We start from the raw sequence: 22,088 nt of genomic DNA, 5'->3' as shown, positions 1-22,088 counted from the left end.
TCTGATCAGGTTTCATCGTTATGACGGTTGATTTTATGTGTTATTTAAGATTTTTTCCTTTCTTTTTTACTCCAGAAACTTCCCGTCGCACATGGTTATCAGGTTTGAATCCTTTCCGCTCCATGTGATCATGTGCATTATCCGGCAATAGCACTTGACCTCCTCCGGTGAACTGAACCAGATGGAGTTTGGACAAGTTTCGCAAGCTGTCGTGATCTTTGGCTGGCGAGCCTTGTCTAATGCTGAAAGAGTGGGGCTTTGTACTGCCCCTTCTATTTCCAGTGGCTGTTCCAGCAGCCTCATGGCCTCCTGAAGTTCTTCCTCGATAGCTTTGTCGGTTTGATCTTGATTGATCATGAGATTTCTCCTGTTCAAAATTTAGTTTTCGACGTTGACTTTCCAAATCTAAATCAGCAAAAGTGATTGGCATTTGATATTGACTGACAATTTGCAAGATAATTTTTTTAAATAGTGGAGACCCGTTTACACAAATACAGTCACCATAGCGCTGCCTTGCCATTTCCAAGGCTTTTTTAAGCGCAGGAATAGAACCACCTTTAGAAATTACAATTTCTTTTCCATTGTCTCTGATGATGGCGTTATCCTTTTTATAAATCTCAGTACCTTCTTTAGTAACAGAGTCGATTTGTCCAAAATTAAAAGAGGGAAAAACTGAGTCGGTGCCTGATATCGTGTAATTACTTTTGTTTTTTCGGTTACGATAACGCATTGCCATTAAAGCATCCTGGTCACCACTTTGTGCTTTTTTTTGTAGCCAATCAGCCCAGGTCTTATTTTGATAATTTTCCATTAAACTGTGACGAACATGCGTATAATTTTTCCTGATGCTCTCAATGTCGTGCAGGAGGGTTTTATTGATTTGCTGATAAAGAAACTTTTTGCTCATTCTTGGAAGGTTCATTAACTTTAAAGCGGTTCGTTTCATTCGTCCCCTTTTTTTGGCCTTATCAATCAATTTGGCTCTAGCTACGCGCAAGTGTTTTAGTTTTGTTGAACGTAAATTTTGGATTTGTGCTTTTTCATGCTGGTATTGGGCATAGAGTTCACTACTGATAATAGTTTTGTTTAGTGGTTCATACCGATAAACATTGGATGATGATAGATTAGTTATTGAAAGCAATGGTTCAAACTCACCAAGCTTTGATTCAAGACGTTGTTTTGAAAAATTTCTGGATATAGAACTTGCTTTGACTGTAAGACCATCCTCATCACAAAAAATAAAGCCATTAGCCCTGATTAGTATTCTCATATGGTGTTTCGCTAAAACCTTATGTAAGTCGCTCCAATTTTGGGCCGCTTCGATTTGCTCTCTACAATTGCGCTTCATCCAGTTAATCAGGCTCTCAATACCTGAATAGAGCTCCATATCGTCCGCACGATTTTCCGAACGGCTTTTACGAGTTTGATGATTGGTTGTTTGGAGACCTAATTCAATTTCGAGCATGGATGCAACCTCGGCAAAGGTCTTATATGCCCTATAAGGTTCAATCATATTAAAGGTTTGGGGATGAATTTTATTAATCGCAACATGAATATGGAGATTGTCTGTGTCATGATGAACAACAGAGATTCTTTGATGTTCTTTAAATCCAATCGACGATGCCACTCTGTCTTCAATTTCCTGTAAAACTTGAGATGAAGGGTTTTCTCCTGGAGCAAAAGAAATGAGCATATGGTAGGTTTTATCGCCCGACGCTCTCTGGTTTTTAGCCTGTGTTGCTAATACCTCCCGAACAGCCCAAATGGGATCGATACTATTACAGTTTGATAGTCTGACTTTGCCCACACGTTCCTTCTTGTTTTGTGTATTACAAAGATACTGAACAAGCCCTGAAAAACTACTAAGTCTTGTTTTTTTCATAGGAATATGGCGAATAATCATAGTTTTTTCACCACTTCAAACATCGTATCCTGCGTGGTTTGAATACGACTTAACAATGTTCTTATTGTTTGGAGGTCAAAGTGCGCAACACGTTTATCCTGAGTCAGCCATAATTTTAACAGTCCGCCAAGCCGTCCTAAGTCCCCATTGATTTTGGTTAGTTGCAGTATGTAATCCTTATCAACACTACTTTGAATTTGATAACCGAGACTGATCCGCCTTAAGTACTCGGCAATTGAAAGGCCAGCAGTGGCTGCATTCGATTTAATTTGAATTTCTTCGGAAGGCAAAACAGGTACGCGAAGATGACGACCATTTTTTCTGGTGGGTGTTTTAAGTTTCTCGTCCATAAGGATGCCGACCTCTTAATTAAGTGGTTATGCAATCCTTTGAGTATCGATTTGAACTCAAAACACAGTTTTTTCGTTGAGCACCGAAGGTGCGAATAAGACTCGTGAGGTTTGGTAGCCAGCGTGCTGGTTAGCTAACTTCACCTATCTTGCCCTGCGTTTTAAGTTCATTAAATGGGATACTATCAGGTAATTTTATGTACTTTCAAGGTTATTTTTTGTAACGCCCTATTAATTACTGATAATTACAATTAATTACGATAAATTACACTTAAGTACACTTAATGGCTTATTTAATTACGCAAAAGGGAAGGAAAATTACATAACCTATTGCAGTACAACGCAATATTTCATAACATCGAAAAGAACAATAATAAAGTGACGGTATGACGTGGAAAACTCCCTCAGCGAACGAATCGCAGCCAAGCAGATGACCAGGAAATGCTCTGATAAATCAGTCAATAAAGCCGCTTTTCTTGCGCAAAAGCCGGATATAGATGCGGCATTGGCTGACGGCTGGTCCATAAAGTTGGTCTGGGAAACTTTAGTTGAAGAAGGCAAAATCTCATTTTCATATAAAACATTTTGTGGCTATGTAGCACGTTCAATTGCTGCAGAAAAAAGGCCATCTCAGGAGAACATCAAGGAAGATAAACAGGCTAAAAGTAAGGCAAAAACTGAAATTCGCGGCTTTACTTTTAATCCAAAACCCAACCTGGAGGAACTCTTGTAATGGCAAAAATACATATCACACTGCAAGGCAAAGGCGGTGTCGGCAAATCATTTATTTCAGCAACAACTGCACAATACAAACAACACAAAGGCCAAACCCCACTGTGTATTGACACCGACCCTATCAACTCAACCTTTCATGGCTTTAAGGCCTTAAACGTGGACCATATTCAGGTCATGAGTGGTGATGAAATCAATCCCCGACTCTTCGATGCCCTCATCGAAAAAATTGCCTCAACAACTAATGATGTTGTCATTGACAACGGTGCCAGCTCCTTTGTACCTCTGTCGCATTACCTCATCAGTAACCAAGTTCCAGCTTTGTTAAAGGAATTAGGCCATGAAATGCTGATTCATACTGTCGTTACCGGCGGCCAGGCCTTATTCGATACCATTAATGGCTTTGCACAGCTGGTTGACCAATTTGCAAATGAAGCGCAATTTGTTGTTTGGCTCAACCCCTACTGGGGAGCCATAGAACATGAAGGCAAATCCTTTGAACAACTGAAAGCCTATCGAGATAACAAGGACAGAATATCAGCCTTAATTCAAATCCCCGATCTGAAAAAAGAAACATATGGCCGAGATCTAACCGAGATGCTTCAACAGAAACTGACCTTCGATGAAATTTTGGATACACCAGAAAAAAGCATTATGACCCGTCAACGCTTAAAAATCGTCCGCGATCAACTCTTTGGGCAGCTAGATAGCGCCAAGGTAATCTAATGTCAGAAAATCTTGATAAAATCATTCAAAACATCAGCATCAAACATGGTGTACTTTTGGGTAAAGACGATCCAATCCTAATTCTTCAGACCATGAATGAACAACTGATTGAGGAAAATCGAAAAGCCCAACAAAATTTGCTGATGCAGTTCCGAGAAGAAATGGAAAGTATTTCCTCTCAATGGAAAGATGATGCCAAGGGAAAAGCTGAAAAGGTTCTCAATGTCGCATTAGCTAGTAGTAAAGAAGCTATAACTAGATTACTGCAAGAATCTACTAGAGAATCAGTTCAAACTATGAAGAAATTGATCTCGGATTCATTAATTGATGTTCACTCCTTAACTCAAAAGACGCAAAAATTTAGTCGATTTGCATTGGTATCATCAGCCACATTTTTTGCTGCCTCTTGTATGCTTCTCTTATTGTTTTGTAAATAAGTCCTGTATTTATTCAGAACGCAAAAAGAGTTGTCCCAGATTGGGACTTCTCATTTTTATCAACTTAATTATCCAGTATGGCTATCTATACTGGAAAAAATCCAATTGAGGATAAGGAATAACAATAACCATTTGACTTGTAATCTTCTTTTCAGTAGATTCGCCTTCGCTTTTTAGAGGTAATGGAAATGGAGTGATTGGATGAATAGAGCATTGTTTTTGATGGCATTAGTTGTTTCAATAAATTCTCATGCCGGATTGGTATCGACAACTGTCCATAGTAGAGCTAATTGTTATAATAACGAGTCTATAACTTGGTGGCTTGGTCATTCTTATGATTGGCGAGTACAAAGCTTTCATAACAATATTTATGGGGGTTATCACTATATAGATACGGGGTATGCTGTAACGTGGAGACAGGCGGCAGTGCATTGGGGAGAGGCTCCATTGAATGATCATCGTTGGACAGTTTCTGGTTATCATTATCTCAGCGATTACGGCAATGGAAGAGTCCCATTTGATTCAACTTATGTGGGTGATTGCAGTATTTATAATGGATGGTGGGATTATTAAAAGACTTAAGTAATAAAGGAATAATCAAATGAAAAAGACGTTATTAGTTGCAGGAATATCTGCTTTATTTTCACTTAATACCTTGGCAAATGATCAGAAACCTTTAACAAAAGAAGAAATTAATCAGAGGAATAAAGCGATTCTTGCTAAATCAGGCATTTCAATACCTGAATACAACGAAATTAATATTGTTTCTGCCAGCACTTATATAGATAGCAAAGACATAAAACAAAATGCAAATGATGCTCATATGGCAAAAAAAATTAAAGAATATCTGGCTATGAATGAAGAACAACAAAAAAATGGCTATGTTAAAGACAACGACCCACGAGCAAAAGAGCTAATGGATTTAAAGCATGTTGCATCATATCAAATTAAAAAATATAAAGGTGTTCTATCCCCTGAAAGCACTCATATAAGACCATATAGTAACGAACTCAAGCTAGCCTATACTTTTGTCGGCGCTCCTAAGGAAGAAATGACGATAAACATAGGTGTAGCTCCTTATGGTGCTTACAAATCTGTAAAAAATGGCGATGATGGCGACGGATGGGATGGTGCGGTTCAATTCTTTGAAAAAGATAGCATCGGTAGTTGTGCGTTCACCGAACACAATAGAAAGCTCGCACATAGCGGCGTTGAGTTAATAAAAGAACTTGTTACCTATGATGTCCAAAATAAACCAAGTATAGTTCTGGTTAAGGGCAGTAAAGAAACAGGGTTTGTTTATAAAATAAAGTGGTATGACAGCACCTTTACCAGAGAACTTGAGTGCGCTAATCCAGAATTCAGTCAGCAATTACGTGCAGATGTGATCGCCTTGGCTAATCGTATAGAATCTTACCAACAACCATCTTAGTTTCTATGAGCTTGGATCGCTGTAGGAAGTGTAGCTAGCCCAGTTGCAAGCAACCGGGCTATTTGCTATTCGAAACCCATCAGTTGTTTTGGCCAAATTAAGGCAAAATACACCTTCGCAATGCAGAATATATAATGTTTTCAATTCAACGCCAATTTTGACCATTAGATCTATTACTTCTATTATTTAAAAAGAATTAGTTAAATATGGACGAGCATGGCCAAATCACGGACCAGAAAAATCGCAGAAAAAACTATTTTTGCAGCATTCAACATACTTAAAAATGCCGGAGGTGAGTTAAGAGGTAAGGAAGTTATTGATAAAATTCGTGAAACTGTCGAATTTGATGACTATGAAAAACACATTTATGAAAAAACAGGTTATGTAAGGTGGGAATCAATTCTCCATTTTTATACAATTGACTGCATGAAAGCAGGCTACTTAAGAAAAAATAAAGGGCTCTGGATTTTAACTAACGAAGGGGCTGATGCAATTAAATTAGGCCCCGAATACCTTCTCAATAGCGCTAACAAAATTTATCGCCAATGGGATGCAGTAAGAAAAACAGAAAATCATGAGTCTGAAATTGAAGAAATCGAACAAGTAAGCATAGATACAGGACAACTGCAAAAAGCCCTTTTAGACCAATATGAAGAAAACGCTAATGCAGGAATTAGAGAATTTATTTACAAAAAAAACCCATATGAATTTCAAGATTTGGTCGCAGCTCTTTTAGATGCAATGGGTTATCATATTTCTCATATCACTGAACGAGGACCTGACGGTGGGATAGATATAGTTGCTTATACGGATCCTTTAGGAACTAAACAGCCAAGAATTATCGTACAAGTAAAACATCGACCTTTAGATTCAGTTGCGTCAGATGCCATACAAAAACTCTCAGGGACACTTAAGAGAAATACAGATGTAGGCATATTTGTAACATCTGGTCAGTTTTCAAAACCAGCCATTAAGGAAGCAATTAACTCCAGAGAACATATTGAATTAATTGATTTCGATAGACTTATTGAGCTATGGATTGAGTATTATCCTAAAATGAGAGACGACCAAAAAAACCTTTTACCTCTTCATCCTATTTATTTTTTAGGTAGTAATGAGTAAATACATTCAAGTTCACTAACAAAACAACATTTGGGCAAATAACGGAATTAAGAAAAAAATCCTTATTTCCTAATAACAAATAATATTAAGTTTAAATTATGATACATTATTTCGTTACTTAAAAATAAATAACGGGTATTTGTATCGAGTTACTTGCATTTTATCTTACTCACCATTACCTCATAAATAGTCATTTTTATGAAAACCGACGCGCCTTCCCAATAAAATGCCGATAAAGTAGTTAAAATATTCTTGGGTGAGTTTTGCGTGTTTGAGTACGACATTTTTAGTGGTATCCCGATGCAAATTTTTATTTTAAAACCAACTGGTTATTTTAAAAGATCAGGGCTATTGGTCCCCTGCTTGAAAATTTTTTAAAGAACCATCTTTAGCAAACGATCGAGCAACAAATTGCCCAATAATAGTGCTGATGAAAGTAATATAAAGACTATTAAATAGCAGAATATCAATAAAATAATTGGATTAAAGAAAAATTATGTGAGTGATAGCAAGGATCTTTAGTCTGGCAATTTGTTGCTCGATCCTGTGCTTCCTTTATCCGCTAATTCGTTTTAAGCGGTTTCTCCGTCTAATTTCTCGGTTGCCATATTTCTTGAGGGAAAGGTTACAAAGTGCCGCCTGAAAACGCCAAAGATCACGTACTTTAGAATTTTCAGCATTCTTGATATGGCTATTGATCACCTCAATAATATTATCTATTTTATAGTTGTCTGTCAGGATGGCATCTGAAAGTCTAAAGATTATAGGAAAAGGATCAACAACATAATTACCCAGTTGGTCTTTTAAGATAACAGGCTCATCAAAATCCTCATTTAAACAGTTAATTAAAAGACTATCTATAATAACACGAGGAAATATCGCTTCCTTATGTTCTATTTCATAGGCTCTAAGAAGAGCAGGCCCAAACACTATTTGGTCCTTATGATACAGCTTACCTGCTGAGAGGCCTCCGCGCACTAAAAAGCCTGCAGATAAGAAATCTCGAATAATATGAGAAGCTCTATTACATAACTGCGAAGCAAATTCAGATGGCATACTACAAACAAAGCAGTCAGAAAAAAATGAAACTTGAACACTCATGTATAATGGATTTGAGCTCAATCCATCGTCGTCGGCAACTCTCTGTCGTATCTCTTCACATCTGTGCTCATTATGTTCGTTACCTTGTTGGATGAAAGGAGACAAAATGCAGTGAATTTCATTCGCAGATTTTCTTTTTAGCGCCTCTGTCCATCCAAGAATATCAACAAATAATATAGCCCTATCCTCATAATTGACGTTAACCATACTTAGAATATCCGTTTAATTAATTTTTTGCTTATATATATTTTTTTTCCAGAAAATCAACCTGGCCAAATTGTTAGCAGCCACTGATTTAGTTCATGAATAACTGTACCTATCTTTTCTGGCAAACCAATCGCCTGTACTCGATCAACACCTAAAACACGTAAATGCCCAGACCAAAGAAGCTGCATTCGTTCTATTTCATCAGACTGAAACTGGACTGGAAGAAAAAATACTGTTCCCCTATTTTGGAATGTTTGGATAATATTATCCTTTAATCGGATTTTATCAATCAGCTTACTCTCTCGGCATACTAATAGTAGATCATGATAGTCTTTCATACGGCTGTTGGCTGCGCCACGAGAAATGAGGGTTTCCAGTTTTTCGGCAAAAATAGTTTCCACTGGATATACTTCCAGCGAAATAGGATCTTCAAACAATGGCTTTTCTTTGTAATTAAAGGATGGCCACTCTAGTAATACTGGCTCAACAACATCCCCTACACCAATGTCTACAAAAAATTTATCGTTCATCACCCCAAATTGAACGGCAATCCCTACTTGAAACCCAGGGTAATTCGTATGTTGGTGATCTAAATCATCAAGATTGATGAACTGCATCTGAAACCCATCATCCAGATTGAGTAAACAGATTTCTTGCATGACTAATTCCACATTGGATTTTTCTGCATTTAGCCGTCTGGCTAGTAGATCAATATCAATGGTTTCTCTGCCAATAGTCAGGTAATAGGATAATAGCAACCCGCCTTTGAATATGAATTTATCAGAATATTCAGAACGCGAAAGCCTGGCTAAAAATCGCTCTAGAACTAATAGCTTCCAGACCTCATTAAAACTCTTACCTTTTTCTTTGCCAATATGTTTTAATCGTGCTTTTAAGGCTTGTTCATTCATGTTGTCACCGTCAAAATATAAGGCTCAAGATTAAGTCCAAATTTTTTCGCATACTGCTGAAGCTTTTTAATATCCAATTTTTTTGTCGCTCTACCACTCACAGCTGCTTTAAGCGCTTTAATGGCAATTTCTTTACTGAGATAGCGAAAAGTGTCTATTATCGTTCTTTCTCTGTCAAAAATGACAACTGTTTCCCGCCCTATTTGGTACAGTGTTTTACCTGTTTCCATATCACGCATTCTAACAATACGGGTATGATCTCGTTTTGGTGCCGTAGTAGAATGAGGAACTGCCATCCAATGATCTCGTGGCATTTCATCCGTCAACTCATACAGAACCAGAGCGGAGACTAGGCAGACTATGCCTTGTGGAATACTTTTGGCGATAATAATCAGATCTTCCCATTGAAAATCTGCATCAACAGAGGATTCAACACCGCGATAAACGCCGTGACCAATGCGTTCAATCCGATTAGTTTTTACATAATAACTGAGCCGGCTGGGATGGATACCTGCTTCACGTGCCTCTGCGGCGTAAAAGACTGGTCTTGCAAACAGATCTTTCAATGTAATTTCATTATTTAGTTTCATACTTATAATTTTAATATTAAAACCCAATAACGTCAAATGGGTTTCAATATTAAAATTACCGTAAAAATCAATTGCGGGGAATTTGCGTCCTAGGAATAGAATCTTTAAATTATTATTTTTACTGAATTAATTTTTCTGAAAACAAGCGTTTCCTTAACCAAAATGCAACATTGACTAACAAAATAAGCACTGGTACTTCAACAAGAGGCCCAATGACAGTCGTAAAAGCAATGGCAGAATTAAGTCCGAAAGTCGCAATTGCTACGGCAATAGCCAATTCAAAATTATTACTGGCTGCTGTAAAAGACGCTGCGGTTGTTTTTTCATAGTTAACACCAATGAGCTTGCCCATCGCAAAACTGATAAAGAACATTACAATAAAATAAAGCGTTAATGGAATAGCTATGCGAATCACATCTGATGGAAGTTGTAAAACCATAGCCCCTTTCAAAAAAAACATAGCCAGAATTGTAAACAGCAGAGCAACTAGGGTAATAGGGGAAATTTTTGGTAAAAAATAGGTTTCATACCAATCCAGTCCTTTTTGCTTTATCAATACAAGGCGAGTTAGAAATCCAGCAAAAAAAGGAATACCAAGATAAATAAAGACACTTTCTGCAATGGTCATAAAATCGATGTGAACTATTTGCCCAGACATGCCCACCAGTGGTGGTAAGATTGTAAGAAAGAACCATGCATAAATACTAAAAAACACCAGTTGAAAAATGCTATTAAAAGCCACCAAGGCTGCAACATACTGATTATCTCCCTCAGCAAGCTGATTCCAGACAATCACCATGGCAATGCACCGCGCCAAACCAATGAGAATAAGCCCAGTCATGTATTCGGGATAACCATGTAAAAATAAAGCAGCAAGCCCAAACATGAGAAATGGACCAATAAGCCAATTTTGAATTAAAGACAACACCAAGATGCCCCAATCTTTAAAAACGAGCGGTAATTCTTCATATTTTACCCGTGCCAAGGGAGGATACATCATTAAAATCAATCCCAGTGCAATGGGAATATTGGTGGAGCCAATAGATAATGAGTTGATAAATTGTGGTGTTCCAGTAAAGAGTGAACCGATCCCAACACCTGTAGCCATGGTCAGGAAAATCCAGAAGGTTAAATACTTATCTAAAAAAGAAAGTCTTCGGGTGCTGCAACTGCTCATGACAACAACTCCTTTTCTATTCGGTATTTCAGTTGACTAAACACTTCTTCAAATGCCGTATTAATTTGCATTTCAGAGCCGTTTACTTTAGCAGGATCAAGAATACTCCAATGGAGTTTCTTCGGGTGTCCGGGGAAAATAGGGCAACTTTCTTGAGCTGCCTGGTCACAGACTGTAATTACTAAGTCAATAGAATCTGACTTAAATTCATTCCAGGATTTACTACGAGGTGCTTTTGGTTTTATACCATGCCTGGCAAGCGTTTCAACTGCTTTGGGATGCACTCTTCCAGTCGGAACGCTACCTGCGCTAAAAGCCAGATAGCGCCCATTAGAGTAATGATTGGTTATAGCTTCAGCCATAATAGACCGACAGGAATTACCAGTACAAAGAAATAATAATCTCATCGGCTTGTTATTCATCAGCCACAACATCCAGTTGTTTTTGATTTTGTATCACAGCACGGGGTTGCTGTGGTTTTTTCTAACATACAACAAGAACCTTCTGTTGCGTTTTCACCAGAAAAAAATTGGGCATCCTCCATAGTATGATAGGCCTCCCATGCAATTCCACTTGGATCATTGATCCAGGATTTTTCTGATTTAGCATAACAACAGGTTGTTTCACCATCGCTATGAGTTGAAATGTTGGCCTCTGAAAATTGTTTCCTTAATGTCTCTAACTCATCAGCATCATCTACTTGAATACCCAAGTGCTCTACCCCATGCTTGCCAGCACGTGTTGAAATGGCAAAATTGATGCGCGGATCTTCCAACATCCATTTGGCATAATCTGATTTTACTTTTGCAGGCTCGGTTCCAAACAGGGCATTATAAAAACGGATGCTATCAGTAAGGTTATCAACGCCAATATGAATATGAAAACGTTTCATGATTTACTCCTTTGTAGAAGGACAACAACTATTTAATTCAATAACCAGACAATTTGTTGTATCAGGTTGGTGAATTTTTACTTGTTGTTTACTGCAGCAATCCTGAACCATGAACGCGATAAAATCGCGCATTAGCTCAAAATTAGCTGAATAAAAAACATAACGCCCTTTACGGCAAGAAGTTACAATCCCAGCATTAGACAAATGGCTTAAATGAAATGACAAGGTATTGTGTAGGATACCTAATTCATCGCCAATTACGCTTGCTGATAACCCTTCAGGCCCCGCCTGAACAAGTAATCGAAATACTTGCAACCGGGTTTCTTGCGAAAGAGTATCAAATATTTTTAGAGATTCTTTTATGTCCATACTTCTAGAATAGTAGAATCATTTAATTTGATCAAGTGATCTTGATAGCTCAATCAATAAAAATTAATTTTGAATCCTTGGATTATATGGCAGCTGAAAGTTCAATTACCAGACCACCCACGTGATTCATATAGAGCCTCCACAACAAAAATAAAGGCGAACGCGGAATCGTTTGATTTAACCAATTTATCCTTGCGTGAGATTTGCGTGTTTGAGTACGACACTGTTATACTTTGTACGACATTTGTAGTGGTATCTCGCGACATATTATTACTTTAAAATCAACGAGTTAATCTTAAGGCTGGGGGCTCATAATCCGTTGGTCCTAGGTTCAAGTCCTAGTGGGCCCACCAATAAAATCAAGTAGTTACGAGTAGTTTTAGAAAGTTTGAAAAAGTCGTGTAGACGTAATGTAGACAGATTGAAAGGCTTCAATCCTTTTTAAATACTTTAAATAATTCAATAAACAATTTTCTTTGCTGTACTCTTTAGTAGCTTCAAATAAGCTAACAGATAGATCATCATGACAAAAAAACTTTTGTTGTCTGTTCTTCATACTTTCTAAAAAATTCTATATTTTTAGCATGTAATTGAGTCTTCAAATAAAACTTAAAGATTATTACGAAGGATATTTAATTCCCGATTCCAGATCCTTTGGTATAAATCCGTATTTATCTTATAGTTAATATAGTTTGACATATTAAACTTAAGAGGGAACTGTATTGATGAAAATGGAATTAATAACTTCCAAAATAAGACCAATTAGAAAATTATTTATTATAGACACAGATTCAACTCTTCATTTTGAAACAATAGTTGAAGAACTTTCAGATGAAATCGATGGATTTAAAAATATTTTTTTATTAAATGATAAAGAAATCTGGTCTTCGATTAACATAGAGTTTGTGAAAAGACATGATCCTGATTTTATTATTAATTTTTCAAACCTAGAAGATGCTTTAATTAAAGATCATTTTGAAATAGAAACGGTTAATGCAAAAACTGATAATTTTAAATTAAGCAAATATGGAACCAAAATCAGGACTTTTACAACTAAACCATTTTTGCTTAACAAATCTGATGAGTTTCTTCCTAAAGAAATTTTTTATTCGAGCCAATTAGGTTGGGAACCATTGTCCCTTATGGCCTCAATTAATTTTGGGTATAAAAAAGATAAGGAAGACTTGGATTTAAGTTGCTCTATTTTTAAAGATATTAACTTAAAGCCCATCCAAAATTTGTCTGATATAAGAAAACAATTACTAAAGAAAAATAATAAATTCTGTCTTATAACCAACCACTTGGATATTACTACAGGAAGTTCTAGTATTTATCATGAAAATTTTAATAAGGAAGGATATTTTAAACAAGGAATACATATATTTGTATCAAACGAGAGAGATCTGCAATCACTTATATATTTTTGGAATACTAGAGCAACATACAGTCATGATGATTTAATCTGGATACCCATTGAACTTCTTTCAGACTTTTCTTCAATAATTAAAAAATCTTATAAAATTATTTATATTACAGAGGAGATCAGAGACTCTATACAAAAAATTATAGGAGAAAAAAAATCGACCACTGATCTTTTTAAACTAAATCGCCTGTATTTTAATGAAAGAATAAGTAGGTGGAAATCATTTGAACATGAAACGTATATCACAAAAAGTGATAATACATTCTTGGTTAATCATCCTTCATTTAAATCATTTAGTGATATAGGCATGAACTCGCCATGTATTATTGAAGTGAGAGGATGGTGGAATCTACCCAAGAGGTATTGTTTAGGCTCAATTTTCTCTCATCATGGTGAAAAAGAAGGATTTTATAATCATGAATATATGAGAGTTAGTCAAAATATTTTAAGTATAGCAACATTTCCATTCAATCCATTTTCCTCGAACATTTATACAGAATTTTACGATATAACGTTTGAACAGGTAGCAAATAAAATTTTTCAAGACTCTAAGTTAATTTTTAAAAAAACAGATAAGTCCTATTTACTTAAACAGTTAATTAATACTCTAGAAGGTATCGGGAATATAAAATTAATATGTAATCAGGAGATTCACAATCTAATAAAAAAACTATCACCAATCAAAAGAGTCGAACAAGCTATTAAAAAGTCATTAGAGCATGATAAGAGTAAATCAACTGATATTCAAAAAGACTTAGATCAGATGAATTCAATAATAGGTAATATGGAGGAAAATAGAATTATTGAACGCACACCAACAATAAAAACAATAGATCAATTGTTATCCCTTAAGTCAGCGGAATCAACAAAAGAAAAGTTTTTTCAAACATTAACTTCTCTATATAAAAATAAGATTTTACTCAGAGGTAAGTATTTTTCTTGTAGCCATTGCTCAGGAATGATATGGCTTCCTCTAGAAGGAATAAAAAGAAAAAATTACTGCCCTGATTGTGATATGCCTGTTTCAATCCCCATAAACGCAAATAACCAAACAGATTATTTCAAACTAAACAATTTAGTTGTACGTGCTTTTGACCAAGGTCAAGTATCAACATTATTGCTAATGAATTATATAAATGAAATAAGTTGCCCAAATAATGAATTCTTGAGCAATATATTAGTATTCGATGAATTAGCTCATACTACTCAAGAATTAACAGATATTGATCTCTTTATAAAGGTTGGAAGTAAAATTGGAATCGCTGAGTGTAAGTCAAATATGGCATTTCAAAGTGAACAAATTAAAAGCTTAATTACAATTGGAAATCAATTAAAAGTTGATTTTGTCTTTTTTTCATCTTTTTTAAAAAAGGGGTGTGAAGAGTTAAGCCGGTTAGTTGAGCAACTTAAAACTTTGGAGTTCAATTATCCAGCATTTATATTGAGTCAAGAAGAAATTTTTAATCCTTCGGAAATTTTAATGAAGTACTTTGAAATATCCTCTGAAACAAAAATCAAACCTGAAATTATTATTTTAGGGAAAAATAACAAGAATAAATTGGGTTAGATTTTTCCTTTAACCTTTCAGCAGCATAGCCCGGCTGTTAGCAACCTTACAAATTAATCTTCAATCAAAAAACTTATTTATGCAGGAAGTAGACCCTTTGCTTGCAAACGGTAAATCGAACCATCGTTCCTAAACAAAATAATAATTTATTTGAAGAAATGAAAAAATATAAAAATTACAAGGGACAAGCGGGACAACTAGGGACCCGCATATATAAAGGGACACATGTATCCCTAAATTATCAATTGACGGTGGGGCATAAGGGACAAATAACTGTTCGATATATTAAATAGGGCTCTATTATTCTGGCACAAAGCCAAACGATCACAAAAATCTTTATATTTGGAAGGGTAATATGTAAATGAGCGGTTGGAGATATCCTTTTTATTATTGGATTGACAAGTCCGTTATGAAAAGATATGCAGATCAAACTGCCCCTATATAGTCATGGACATTAGAAAATCGTTTTACTTTTTAAGTATAAAAAGTTAAATCTCAAATTCATAAGGCTCTGTATTTAAGAAATCATTTATTAAAATCGGATAATAATTAAACATTAGGCTAAGTGATTTTTTTATTAAAGGATAAACACTGTCGCCTTGTGTCGTTTGCTCTGATGAAAGCCAAATGGAGGGAAAATATCGACATAACATACCTAAGTAGTAGGACAAACAAAAAAACGTGCATAATACAGATAAATTAGCCTCCTTTGTAACACCTTGACCTATAAATACTTGACCAATATGAAAGTTATCAATGAACTTCTGCGTCAAATACAAATTTTTATTTGAAGTAGAAACAGTAAAATAATTATTTTTTTGATCCGGGCTTGTGATGCGTGCATTATGCCCAAAGAGTTTCATCAAGTTTTCTTCCGTGATGTATTTTCGATTTGGTATTTTAATATTTAATTCAGCACCTTCATCCTTTAGTTCTGAGATAGGAAATAGAAGTGGCGGAGTACCCCGCCACCCAGAGTATTCTTCCATCAAATCAGGTACGGTTCTTAATAATCCATCTAAATTTAAAATTTGGCCTACACTTGGAGATGAGTATTGTTGATGGTTATTCACACCGCTAGAATTATGTCTAAGATAACTTTTATTAGTAGTTGCTTCTATTAACTCCAAAAAAGTTCCACCACAAGTTTTTACTTCTAATTTCTCGATGCTTTTTAATCCATTAGACAAGATTTCACTCCATTGAATTGTATTCAATCCATGTCCTTGCTTCATAGCAGCTTCTGTTATGCCATCTCCTAAAAAAAGAATCAGCCCCCTTGAAAGACTTAAAATTCCATAATATAAAAGCAATGGTTGAACAGAATAAGAAGCCTGTTCATAATTTCTAAAATATTCTCGTGCTTGAATAAAATTCGATGAAATTTGTTTGATTTTATTTGCATTAAGTGTTCTATTATGTTTAATTTTATACAATTTTTTAATTAAATCATGTGACTGAAAATTTAATAGTCTACTCCATACGTCTCTCATAATGTCAATCCCAGATTTTTCAATAATTGTTTATCAAAGTTGGCTTTTTCACCCAACACAAAAAAATTTAAATATTCAGTATTATTCATTGACTATTCAGGTATTTCAATACGTATAACCTGAACGTATTGTAAGTTGCTGTGAAACATCCCTCATCCCTGAGCGTTTCCCATATGATGGTCTTTTTCCAAGGCTTCGGAAATTTCTTCTCGCAAGGCTAGAAATTCCACTTTGCTTTTGGTTCTTTTAGGGCTCTGTTCCCTAATTATGCCTGTTTCTATTAAGGATTTTTTCATTATCGATTCTCCGTAAAATGGTTATTCAATCCTTTGTGGTTTATTGTTTATTTGTAACTACTCACTCAACTTCTACGTCCTGTGGCTTGTCCGCAGGATCCATATGCCCTATTCAAGATCTCTGGACCCCGCGGACAAGCAGCGGGGCGTAGGGAGAGGTATTTATGTTTATTTCTATTTATTTTCGCCCTTTTAGGTACCTAGCTACGCCCTTTTTGGTAACTTTCGGTAATTTATTATTTATTTTTGTTTATTCGTGATTATTTTCGTCACTAATCGTTATATAACGAACAATTACGAATAATTACCAAAATGCAGTTCCAAAATAAATTTCAAAATACAGGGCAAGATAGGTGAAGTTAGCTAACCAGCGAGCTGGTTGCCAAACTTCACGAGTCTTATTCGCACCTTCGGTGCTCAACGTAAAAACCGATGGTATAGGCAATTTTATTCACCTCCCCAAATTTTACCGGTAAAAACATACAATCTTGGCGTGCCAACCCCTTTGATTCTTGGCTTGTGTGAGGCTTTACCATCAGAGGCGGGTTTCAACCAACCAGCTTGTAATAAAACTTTTGTCACTGTGCGTTGTTCAAAGCCTTTGCACAGTTCATTTTTGTACGTCTCGGTTAACACCATGTAGATTCGAAACCCTTCGCCATCTGTATGGTAAAATCCTGCTCGGTTGAGGATCTTGTCATTGTTGGGTGAATTGACGTTATCAAATCGGCTGGCACCATGAGATTCAAAGAATGCGCGTACCTGCGCCATAATGGCGCGATCTTCGCGCTGGCCATCAACTCCAAAAGCATCCTGCCATGCAATGAAACAAGTCTTGGCAGCATGGAACGATTCGCCTTTTTGCCATCCTGTGAGGCCAAATTGACTGGCCAGCTCTCCGGCAGCAGCAACTAATGCAAAGCGTCTGGCAACACGAATGATCTGACCTGTTGCATCGGGTTGGATGACTGCATCTACAAAAGTATGAATGGTATCGGTAATATATCGGCTGATGGTTTGTGGATTAGCAACTACTTGATTCAACCAAGCCATACCGATTGCACCATGATATCGGCTGCTGTATTTCTTAAGCGATAAGGCCATGCTGGCGGGACTGAGTTGATCATGAATTGTCTCAAAGATCCCCATCCCACAGCCCGCATCTGCTTCGATATCAGCAAGCCTGATTTCCTGACCTGCGTTAATGCGCTGTCCTGATTTTGCCATCAGTGCCGTCAATGACTCTTCACCAGCAGATAAGAAAAATAAAGACCATCGTGAAGATTGCTTGACTGTACCTGTACGAGAGGCACGTGTTTTTCCCTGACCATTGGCTAGCAAATAAGCTGCCTCCCCTGCTTCTCTTGGATCCATTTGGCTGAGTTCATCAAGAATCAGCAATCCATCATTGTGTAATGACGCCAAGCCTTCAAGCCCATTGGTGGTGCTGCGCCATAAACGGCAATAAGATTGTGGGTTTCCCCAAACTGAGGCAGCGAGACTCAATGCAGTGCTTTTCCCTGATGACGATGCACCCCTGAAATGAAAACCTCCTGAGTCCTCACCTACAATCTTTGCCAGTACAGGCGCAAGAGCAACAGATATGGCAAAGACCAGTCTTGAGTTACCTGATGCCAGACGGCCTATTGAGTCGCACCACTCTTCAACGCTTCCCTTGATAGACGTTGCTGATTCAATGGCATTGGTATTCTGGAAAACAATCTTCTCTGTTGATTGTCCGATACATTGGGATGCTGTTACAAAGACATCACCATGCCAACCCAGTTTATCAACACATCGTGCACGTGCGTCTACTGGAAAGACTTGTAAATAGGAGGCTAACAAATCGCGAGCAGTCCTATTAGGTGAAATACTCAGTCCCAATCGTGCCAGCTCTCGTCTCACATCAGAGGCATCACCTTGCAACAAAGCCAATGGCATCGCCCATTGATGCGTGATTCCATCATCATCTTGCCATTCCAGCAAACGACCCCATTCACCACTCTGGGCATCTCGAGTCTTTGCAACAACATACAATGGCGCGCATATCCACCGAGGTGGCAATGGGTTTCCATCCTTATCAATACCGATAAAGGTTAACCCCTCAGTAGTTAATCGAAAACGACCACCAGCATAGTCGCAAAAAACTGGACGCTGCTTTTGTGTATGGGGTAATTCAATAACATGATTTTGTGACATACATTATTCTCCAAACAACAGTCAAACTATCAGAGTGAAGCAAATTCAATCTGACGAATTTTAAATTTATGCGTTCTCAATGAGCTGTAACTGACCTTCGTCACTGGTTGAGTAATAAATTTTTTGTTGTTGGAGAAAATTCAACACATCGCTTTTTCGGTACAATACCTTGCGACCAATTTTTAAATAGGGAACACCACCACCAGCCCAACGGTTACGTTCAAGTAACTGGGTGGAGCAGCTTAATACCGCGGCGATTGTTTGTTGATTAAAAAGCGCAGAATGTGGCGCAGATTCAAATTCGTTTAATAGATGTAAACGGGATGGTTTTTTCAAAGTCATAGGAAATTCCTCAGTTATTTACACCTCAGCCAAATGCCGAGATGTATCTTCCTTGAACAGAACTCAACGCATCATCCAGTATCACCCTGAACAATTGATTGATATTCTTTTCTCCTAATCCTTTGACTTCCAACGGCCTACATTTTGTTGGAACATCGGGCTTACTCCTTAAGCTTGGAAAAAGTATCTCGTATTCCCTCAAAGGATGTCAAGCACAAAAGATCAATTTCAAAGAGGTGTTATCGAAGGATATTGATTGATACTAAAAATGAAATATAACATGTCATAAATTCGCAATTCGCGAATCGCGAATTTATCATAACTTTTAGTTTTATTACTTAAGTGCAGGAATTATCCGTGTCCCATACGTCCCAAAGTTCCAAATAAGCTAGGGACGAGTTTAGCCCAGTAATCACATGGATGCCCCATCTGTCCCATTAGTCCCGGATATTTTTATATGTCTACCAATGAGCATTAAATAAATCGGAAAAATTCATTTGCATTCCATTTTGGACGAGGCTATATTCCATAATAGACGGAGATGCAATCCATTTTGGACGGACGTATAATCCATAATGGACGAACTCATAATCCATATTAGACGAAACTTAGGACACCTTCTTGAATACGAAAAAAAATAATTTTCCAAGACAACTTAAAGGTCGAATGGAAATTGCCATGAAGGATACACCCGTTGTTTTAATTAACGGGCCTCGGCAATCAGGGAAGACCACTTTAGTCAAAGAATACTCGCCATCCTTACCCTACTACACATTGGATGATGACAATATTCTTAATGCAGTAAAGCAAGATCCTGTAGGCTTTGTTAATCGAATCGATACAGCAATCATAGATGAAATTCAACGCGCTCCAGAATTACTACGTGCGATAAAACGTTCAATTGACGAAAATAGACAGCCCGGTCGCTTTTTATTAACTGGATCAGCCAATTTACTAGCATTACCTCAAATTGGAGATAGCTTGGCTGGTCGAATGGAAATATTAACCTTATTTCCACTTTCTCTGGCTGAAATCCAACGTAGAGAAAATCACTTTATAAAATATGCCTTAGATCAATCCTGGCCAAATCAAGCAACACGTTCAGAGCAATCAGACATTATTTCACAGGCTCTGACTGGTGGATATCCCGAAATGTTAACGAGACCAACTTTTGAAAGACGAAATGCTTGGGCTAAATCTTATATCAAAGCAATAGTAGAACGAGACGTAAAAGATATCTCATCAATAGAAAAATTAGTGGAAATGCCGCGATTACTGGAGGTACTGGCTCAACAATCAGGAAAATTAACCAATTTTACTCAAATTGGTGGGCAATTAAATTTAGATACCAAAACAGCGCAGAAGTATGTCGGGTTACTGGAAACACTATTTTTAGTGCATCAATTAAGACCTTGGCATGGCAATACCTTAAGCAGGATAGTTAAAACACCCAAAATTCATTTTATTGATAGTGGTCTTTTGGCATGCCTGAACAGAGTTACCATCGAAAGCATTGAAAAAGATAAATCTTCTTTTGGAGCTTTGCTAGAAACTTGGGTATATAGCGAATTACTGAAAATGTGCACTCTAGCAAATGAGCCATGGAATATTTATTATTATCGTGACAAAGACCAAGTAGAAGTGGATTTTATTCTTGAAAATCATGCACGCAAGATTATTGGTATTGAAGTTAAAGCAAGTCAAACTATTCTTAATCAAGATTTCCGTGGTTTGAGGAAACTGGCCAGTTTAGCTGATGAAAATTGGGTAAGCGGGATCGTTCTCTATAATGGAGATAAATGTTTGTCATTTGGAGATAATCTCTGGGCAATACCATTTTCATTTCTTGATTGAGACTATATTTTCATTGAAAAATGGATCTATATTGTGAAAGCATATAATGCCAAATTTCTCTATGAGGCTTTAACTTGTATGTCTTGTGTGTACATACAACATCAATGGCCAAACTATAGAACATACGCCAAATATAATTTTTTCTATCTAAAAAATCGCAATGCCTTTTAAATGCATTAATGGTATCAATTAGATCAATAGAAATTTCAACATACTGTGATTCTGTTAAAGTTATTGGAAAAGTTTCTATTGATGGTTTTAGTATTTTGCTTTGACTAACATAAAAATGATCTTGTTGATAATTCCATATTTTTTCAATTAATTGAAGAATTGCATTTAAACCTCTCAACTGAAACCAAGGTTTGTTTTCCCAGCTTATTAAAGATAAGGCAATATTTTCAATTGTAATATTTGGAGCTCCCGTATTTGTAATCTTAATTATGGCACGAGCACCGTCATCTAAATTTAATAAGGAGTGACAATTAATCTTCCTTGTTTTTGTACGTTTGGCTGAACGATAAGTTATATATAAGGCTATGACAGAACTAAGACCAACAATATAATTAAAAATTACCATACATCTCCCTGTTTAGCTCATTTTGATAGCGTTCGATCAACATCATTAATTTTTTTATAAAGTTATTATTTCTTGTATCGCAGGTTTGTAATATTCAGCGTTACCAACTTTCACAACTAGATTAGTCCGAGGCTGATATTCAGCATCACTATGCGTGTGCCCACAAAGCACCAAAAAATCGATTGAAGGATTCTCAAGAGCATAAGGCATCAGTACATCACCGATAGCTTTAGAGCTGAAATAGGGTAGATAGTTCTCATCACTGACCTGCCCCATATGCTGACAAGCCTCCTTGAAGGGAGGAACATGAGTCAAAACTATTATTTTTCTGGGTTGAAGCTTTACTGCTTGTAATAAGTCATTTTCCAATGCATTAGCATCCCGATCG

Annotated in this window: 22 protein-coding genes and 1 pseudogene; 8 read left to right on the top strand and 15 right to left on the bottom strand. The window is 36.7% G+C overall.

Annotation, left to right across the window (positions count from 1 at the left end; translation table 11 throughout):
- Positions 1 to 40: 40 nt before the first annotated feature.
- Positions 41 to 1,903 carry a TraI/MobA(P) family conjugative relaxase gene (gene traI, locus Lgra_RS13080; RefSeq protein WP_058499718.1) on the bottom strand — a complete coding sequence of 621 codons (1,863 nt, stop codon included), beginning with the start codon at positions 1,901 to 1,903 and terminating at the stop codon, positions 41 to 43.
- Positions 1,900 to 2,253, bottom strand: coding sequence for a conjugal transfer transcriptional regulator TraJ (gene traJ, locus Lgra_RS13075; RefSeq protein ID WP_058499717.1), 354 nt, complete (start codon positions 2,251 to 2,253; stop codon positions 1,900 to 1,902). The genes traI and traJ overlap by 4 nt, the downstream gene beginning before the upstream one ends.
- A 391-nt stretch (positions 2,254 to 2,644) precedes the next feature.
- Here traJ and Lgra_RS13070 point away from each other — a divergent pair, with 391 nt between their 5' ends.
- The 6 genes from Lgra_RS13070 to Lgra_RS13045 all read left to right on the top strand — a co-directional run bounded on the left by Lgra_RS13070 (position 2,645) and on the right by Lgra_RS13045 (position 6,702).
- On the top strand, positions 2,645 to 2,986 hold the full coding sequence (locus Lgra_RS13070) for a TraK family protein (protein WP_058499716.1): 342 nt from the start codon (positions 2,645 to 2,647) through the stop codon (positions 2,984 to 2,986).
- On the top strand, positions 2,986 to 3,711 hold the full coding sequence (locus Lgra_RS13065; RefSeq protein ID WP_058499715.1) for an ArsA-related P-loop ATPase: 726 nt from the start codon (positions 2,986 to 2,988) through the stop codon (positions 3,709 to 3,711). Before Lgra_RS13070 ends, Lgra_RS13065 begins: the two co-directional genes overlap by 1 nt.
- Positions 3,711 to 4,148: a conjugal transfer protein TraM gene (locus Lgra_RS13060; RefSeq protein WP_058499714.1), complete on the top strand. Its 438-nt coding sequence runs from the start codon at positions 3,711 to 3,713 to the stop codon at positions 4,146 to 4,148. The genes Lgra_RS13065 and Lgra_RS13060 overlap by 1 nt, the downstream gene beginning before the upstream one ends.
- 201 nt (positions 4,149 to 4,349) lie before the next feature.
- Positions 4,350 to 4,721, top strand: coding sequence for a hypothetical protein (locus Lgra_RS13055; protein WP_058499713.1), 372 nt, complete (start codon positions 4,350 to 4,352; stop codon positions 4,719 to 4,721).
- Between the two features lie 28 nt (positions 4,722 to 4,749).
- Positions 4,750 to 5,580, top strand: coding sequence for a hypothetical protein (locus Lgra_RS13050; RefSeq protein ID WP_058499712.1), 831 nt, complete (start codon positions 4,750 to 4,752; stop codon positions 5,578 to 5,580).
- 216 nt (positions 5,581 to 5,796) lie between these two features.
- Positions 5,797 to 6,702: a restriction endonuclease gene (locus Lgra_RS13045; RefSeq protein ID WP_058499711.1), complete on the top strand. Its 906-nt coding sequence runs from the start codon at positions 5,797 to 5,799 to the stop codon at positions 6,700 to 6,702.
- 555 nt (positions 6,703 to 7,257) lie between these two features.
- Here the strand turns inward: Lgra_RS13045 and Lgra_RS13040 are convergent.
- The 7 genes from Lgra_RS13040 to Lgra_RS13010 all read right to left on the bottom strand — a co-directional run bounded on the left by Lgra_RS13040 (position 7,258) and on the right by Lgra_RS13010 (position 11,949).
- Entirely contained in the window at positions 7,258 to 8,010 is a 753-nt protein-coding gene (locus Lgra_RS13040) for a hypothetical protein (protein ID WP_058499710.1), read from the bottom strand.
- Between the two features lie 56 nt (positions 8,011 to 8,066).
- Positions 8,067 to 8,921, bottom strand: coding sequence for a nucleotidyl transferase AbiEii/AbiGii toxin family protein (locus Lgra_RS13035; RefSeq protein WP_058499709.1), 855 nt, complete (start codon positions 8,919 to 8,921; stop codon positions 8,067 to 8,069).
- Positions 8,918 to 9,511 carry a type IV toxin-antitoxin system AbiEi family antitoxin domain-containing protein gene (locus Lgra_RS13030; RefSeq protein WP_058499708.1) on the bottom strand — a complete coding sequence of 198 codons (594 nt, stop codon included), beginning with the start codon at positions 9,509 to 9,511 and terminating at the stop codon, positions 8,918 to 8,920. Before Lgra_RS13030 ends, Lgra_RS13035 begins: the two co-directional genes overlap by 4 nt.
- A gap of 118 nt (positions 9,512 to 9,629) precedes the next feature.
- The gene (gene arsB / locus Lgra_RS13025) at positions 9,630 to 10,688 is read right to left on the bottom strand and encodes an ACR3 family arsenite efflux transporter (RefSeq protein WP_058499707.1); all 1,059 of its coding nucleotides are present in this window, start codon (positions 10,686 to 10,688) and stop codon (positions 9,630 to 9,632) included.
- Positions 10,685 to 11,110: an arsenate reductase ArsC gene (locus tag Lgra_RS13020; protein WP_083502910.1), complete on the bottom strand. Its 426-nt coding sequence runs from the start codon at positions 11,108 to 11,110 to the stop codon at positions 10,685 to 10,687. The genes arsB and Lgra_RS13020 overlap by 4 nt, the downstream gene beginning before the upstream one ends.
- Positions 11,110 to 11,580, bottom strand: a complete 471-nt coding sequence (locus Lgra_RS13015; protein WP_058499706.1) for an ArsI/CadI family heavy metal resistance metalloenzyme — start codon at positions 11,578 to 11,580, stop codon at positions 11,110 to 11,112. Before Lgra_RS13015 ends, Lgra_RS13020 begins: the two co-directional genes overlap by 1 nt.
- 3 nt (positions 11,581 to 11,583) lie before the next feature.
- The gene (locus tag Lgra_RS13010; RefSeq protein WP_058499705.1) at positions 11,584 to 11,949 is read right to left on the bottom strand and encodes an ArsR/SmtB family transcription factor; all 366 of its coding nucleotides are present in this window, start codon (positions 11,947 to 11,949) and stop codon (positions 11,584 to 11,586) included.
- A gap of 725 nt (positions 11,950 to 12,674) precedes the next feature.
- On the opposite strand from Lgra_RS13010, the gene Lgra_RS13005 reads away from it, so the two are divergent.
- Positions 12,675 to 14,939, top strand: a complete 2,265-nt coding sequence (locus tag Lgra_RS13005) for a hypothetical protein (protein WP_058499704.1) — start codon at positions 12,675 to 12,677, stop codon at positions 14,937 to 14,939.
- A gap of 488 nt (positions 14,940 to 15,427) precedes the next feature.
- Here Lgra_RS13005 and Lgra_RS13000 read toward each other — a convergent pair whose 3' ends face one another.
- The 4 genes from Lgra_RS13000 to Lgra_RS12990 form a co-directional block, all read right to left on the bottom strand.
- Entirely contained in the window at positions 15,428 to 16,375 is a 948-nt protein-coding gene (locus Lgra_RS13000) for a YaaC family protein (RefSeq protein WP_162264326.1), read from the bottom strand.
- 209 nt (positions 16,376 to 16,584) lie between these two features.
- Positions 16,585 to 16,728 carry a hypothetical protein gene (locus tag Lgra_RS17570; protein ID WP_274519571.1) on the bottom strand — a complete coding sequence of 48 codons (144 nt, stop codon included), beginning with the start codon at positions 16,726 to 16,728 and terminating at the stop codon, positions 16,585 to 16,587.
- Between the two features lie 447 nt (positions 16,729 to 17,175).
- A complete protein-coding gene (locus Lgra_RS12995) occupies positions 17,176 to 18,927 on the bottom strand; it encodes a DUF927 domain-containing protein (RefSeq protein ID WP_058499702.1) in 1,752 nt (583 codons plus the stop codon).
- A 66-nt stretch (positions 18,928 to 18,993) separates the two neighbouring features.
- Positions 18,994 to 19,269, bottom strand: coding sequence for a MerR family transcriptional regulator (locus Lgra_RS12990; protein WP_058499701.1), 276 nt, complete (start codon positions 19,267 to 19,269; stop codon positions 18,994 to 18,996).
- Positions 19,270 to 19,890: 621 nt separating this feature from the next.
- Here Lgra_RS12990 and Lgra_RS12985 point away from each other — a divergent pair.
- Positions 19,891 to 21,123 (top strand): ATP-binding protein, encoded by a 1,233-nt coding sequence (locus Lgra_RS12985; RefSeq protein WP_172468384.1) that lies wholly within the window; start codon positions 19,891 to 19,893, stop codon positions 21,121 to 21,123.
- 10 nt (positions 21,124 to 21,133) lie between these two features.
- Here the strand turns inward: Lgra_RS12985 and Lgra_RS12980 are convergent, their stop codons facing one another.
- Both Lgra_RS12980 and Lgra_RS12975 read right to left on the bottom strand, forming a co-directional pair.
- Positions 21,134 to 21,700 (bottom strand): hypothetical protein, encoded by a 567-nt coding sequence (locus Lgra_RS12980; RefSeq protein ID WP_058499700.1) that lies wholly within the window; start codon positions 21,698 to 21,700, stop codon positions 21,134 to 21,136.
- A gap of 54 nt (positions 21,701 to 21,754) precedes the next feature.
- Positions 21,755 to 22,088: pseudogene (locus tag Lgra_RS12975) on the bottom strand (metallophosphoesterase); the annotation flags it as partial.

The organism is Legionella gratiana (genome assembly GCF_001467695.1).
GTDB classification, from domain to species: Bacteria; Pseudomonadota; Gammaproteobacteria; order Legionellales; family Legionellaceae; genus Legionella; species Legionella gratiana.
Note: the sequence above shows the minus strand (reverse complement) of the source record. Positions and strands in the feature narration are given on the sequence as shown.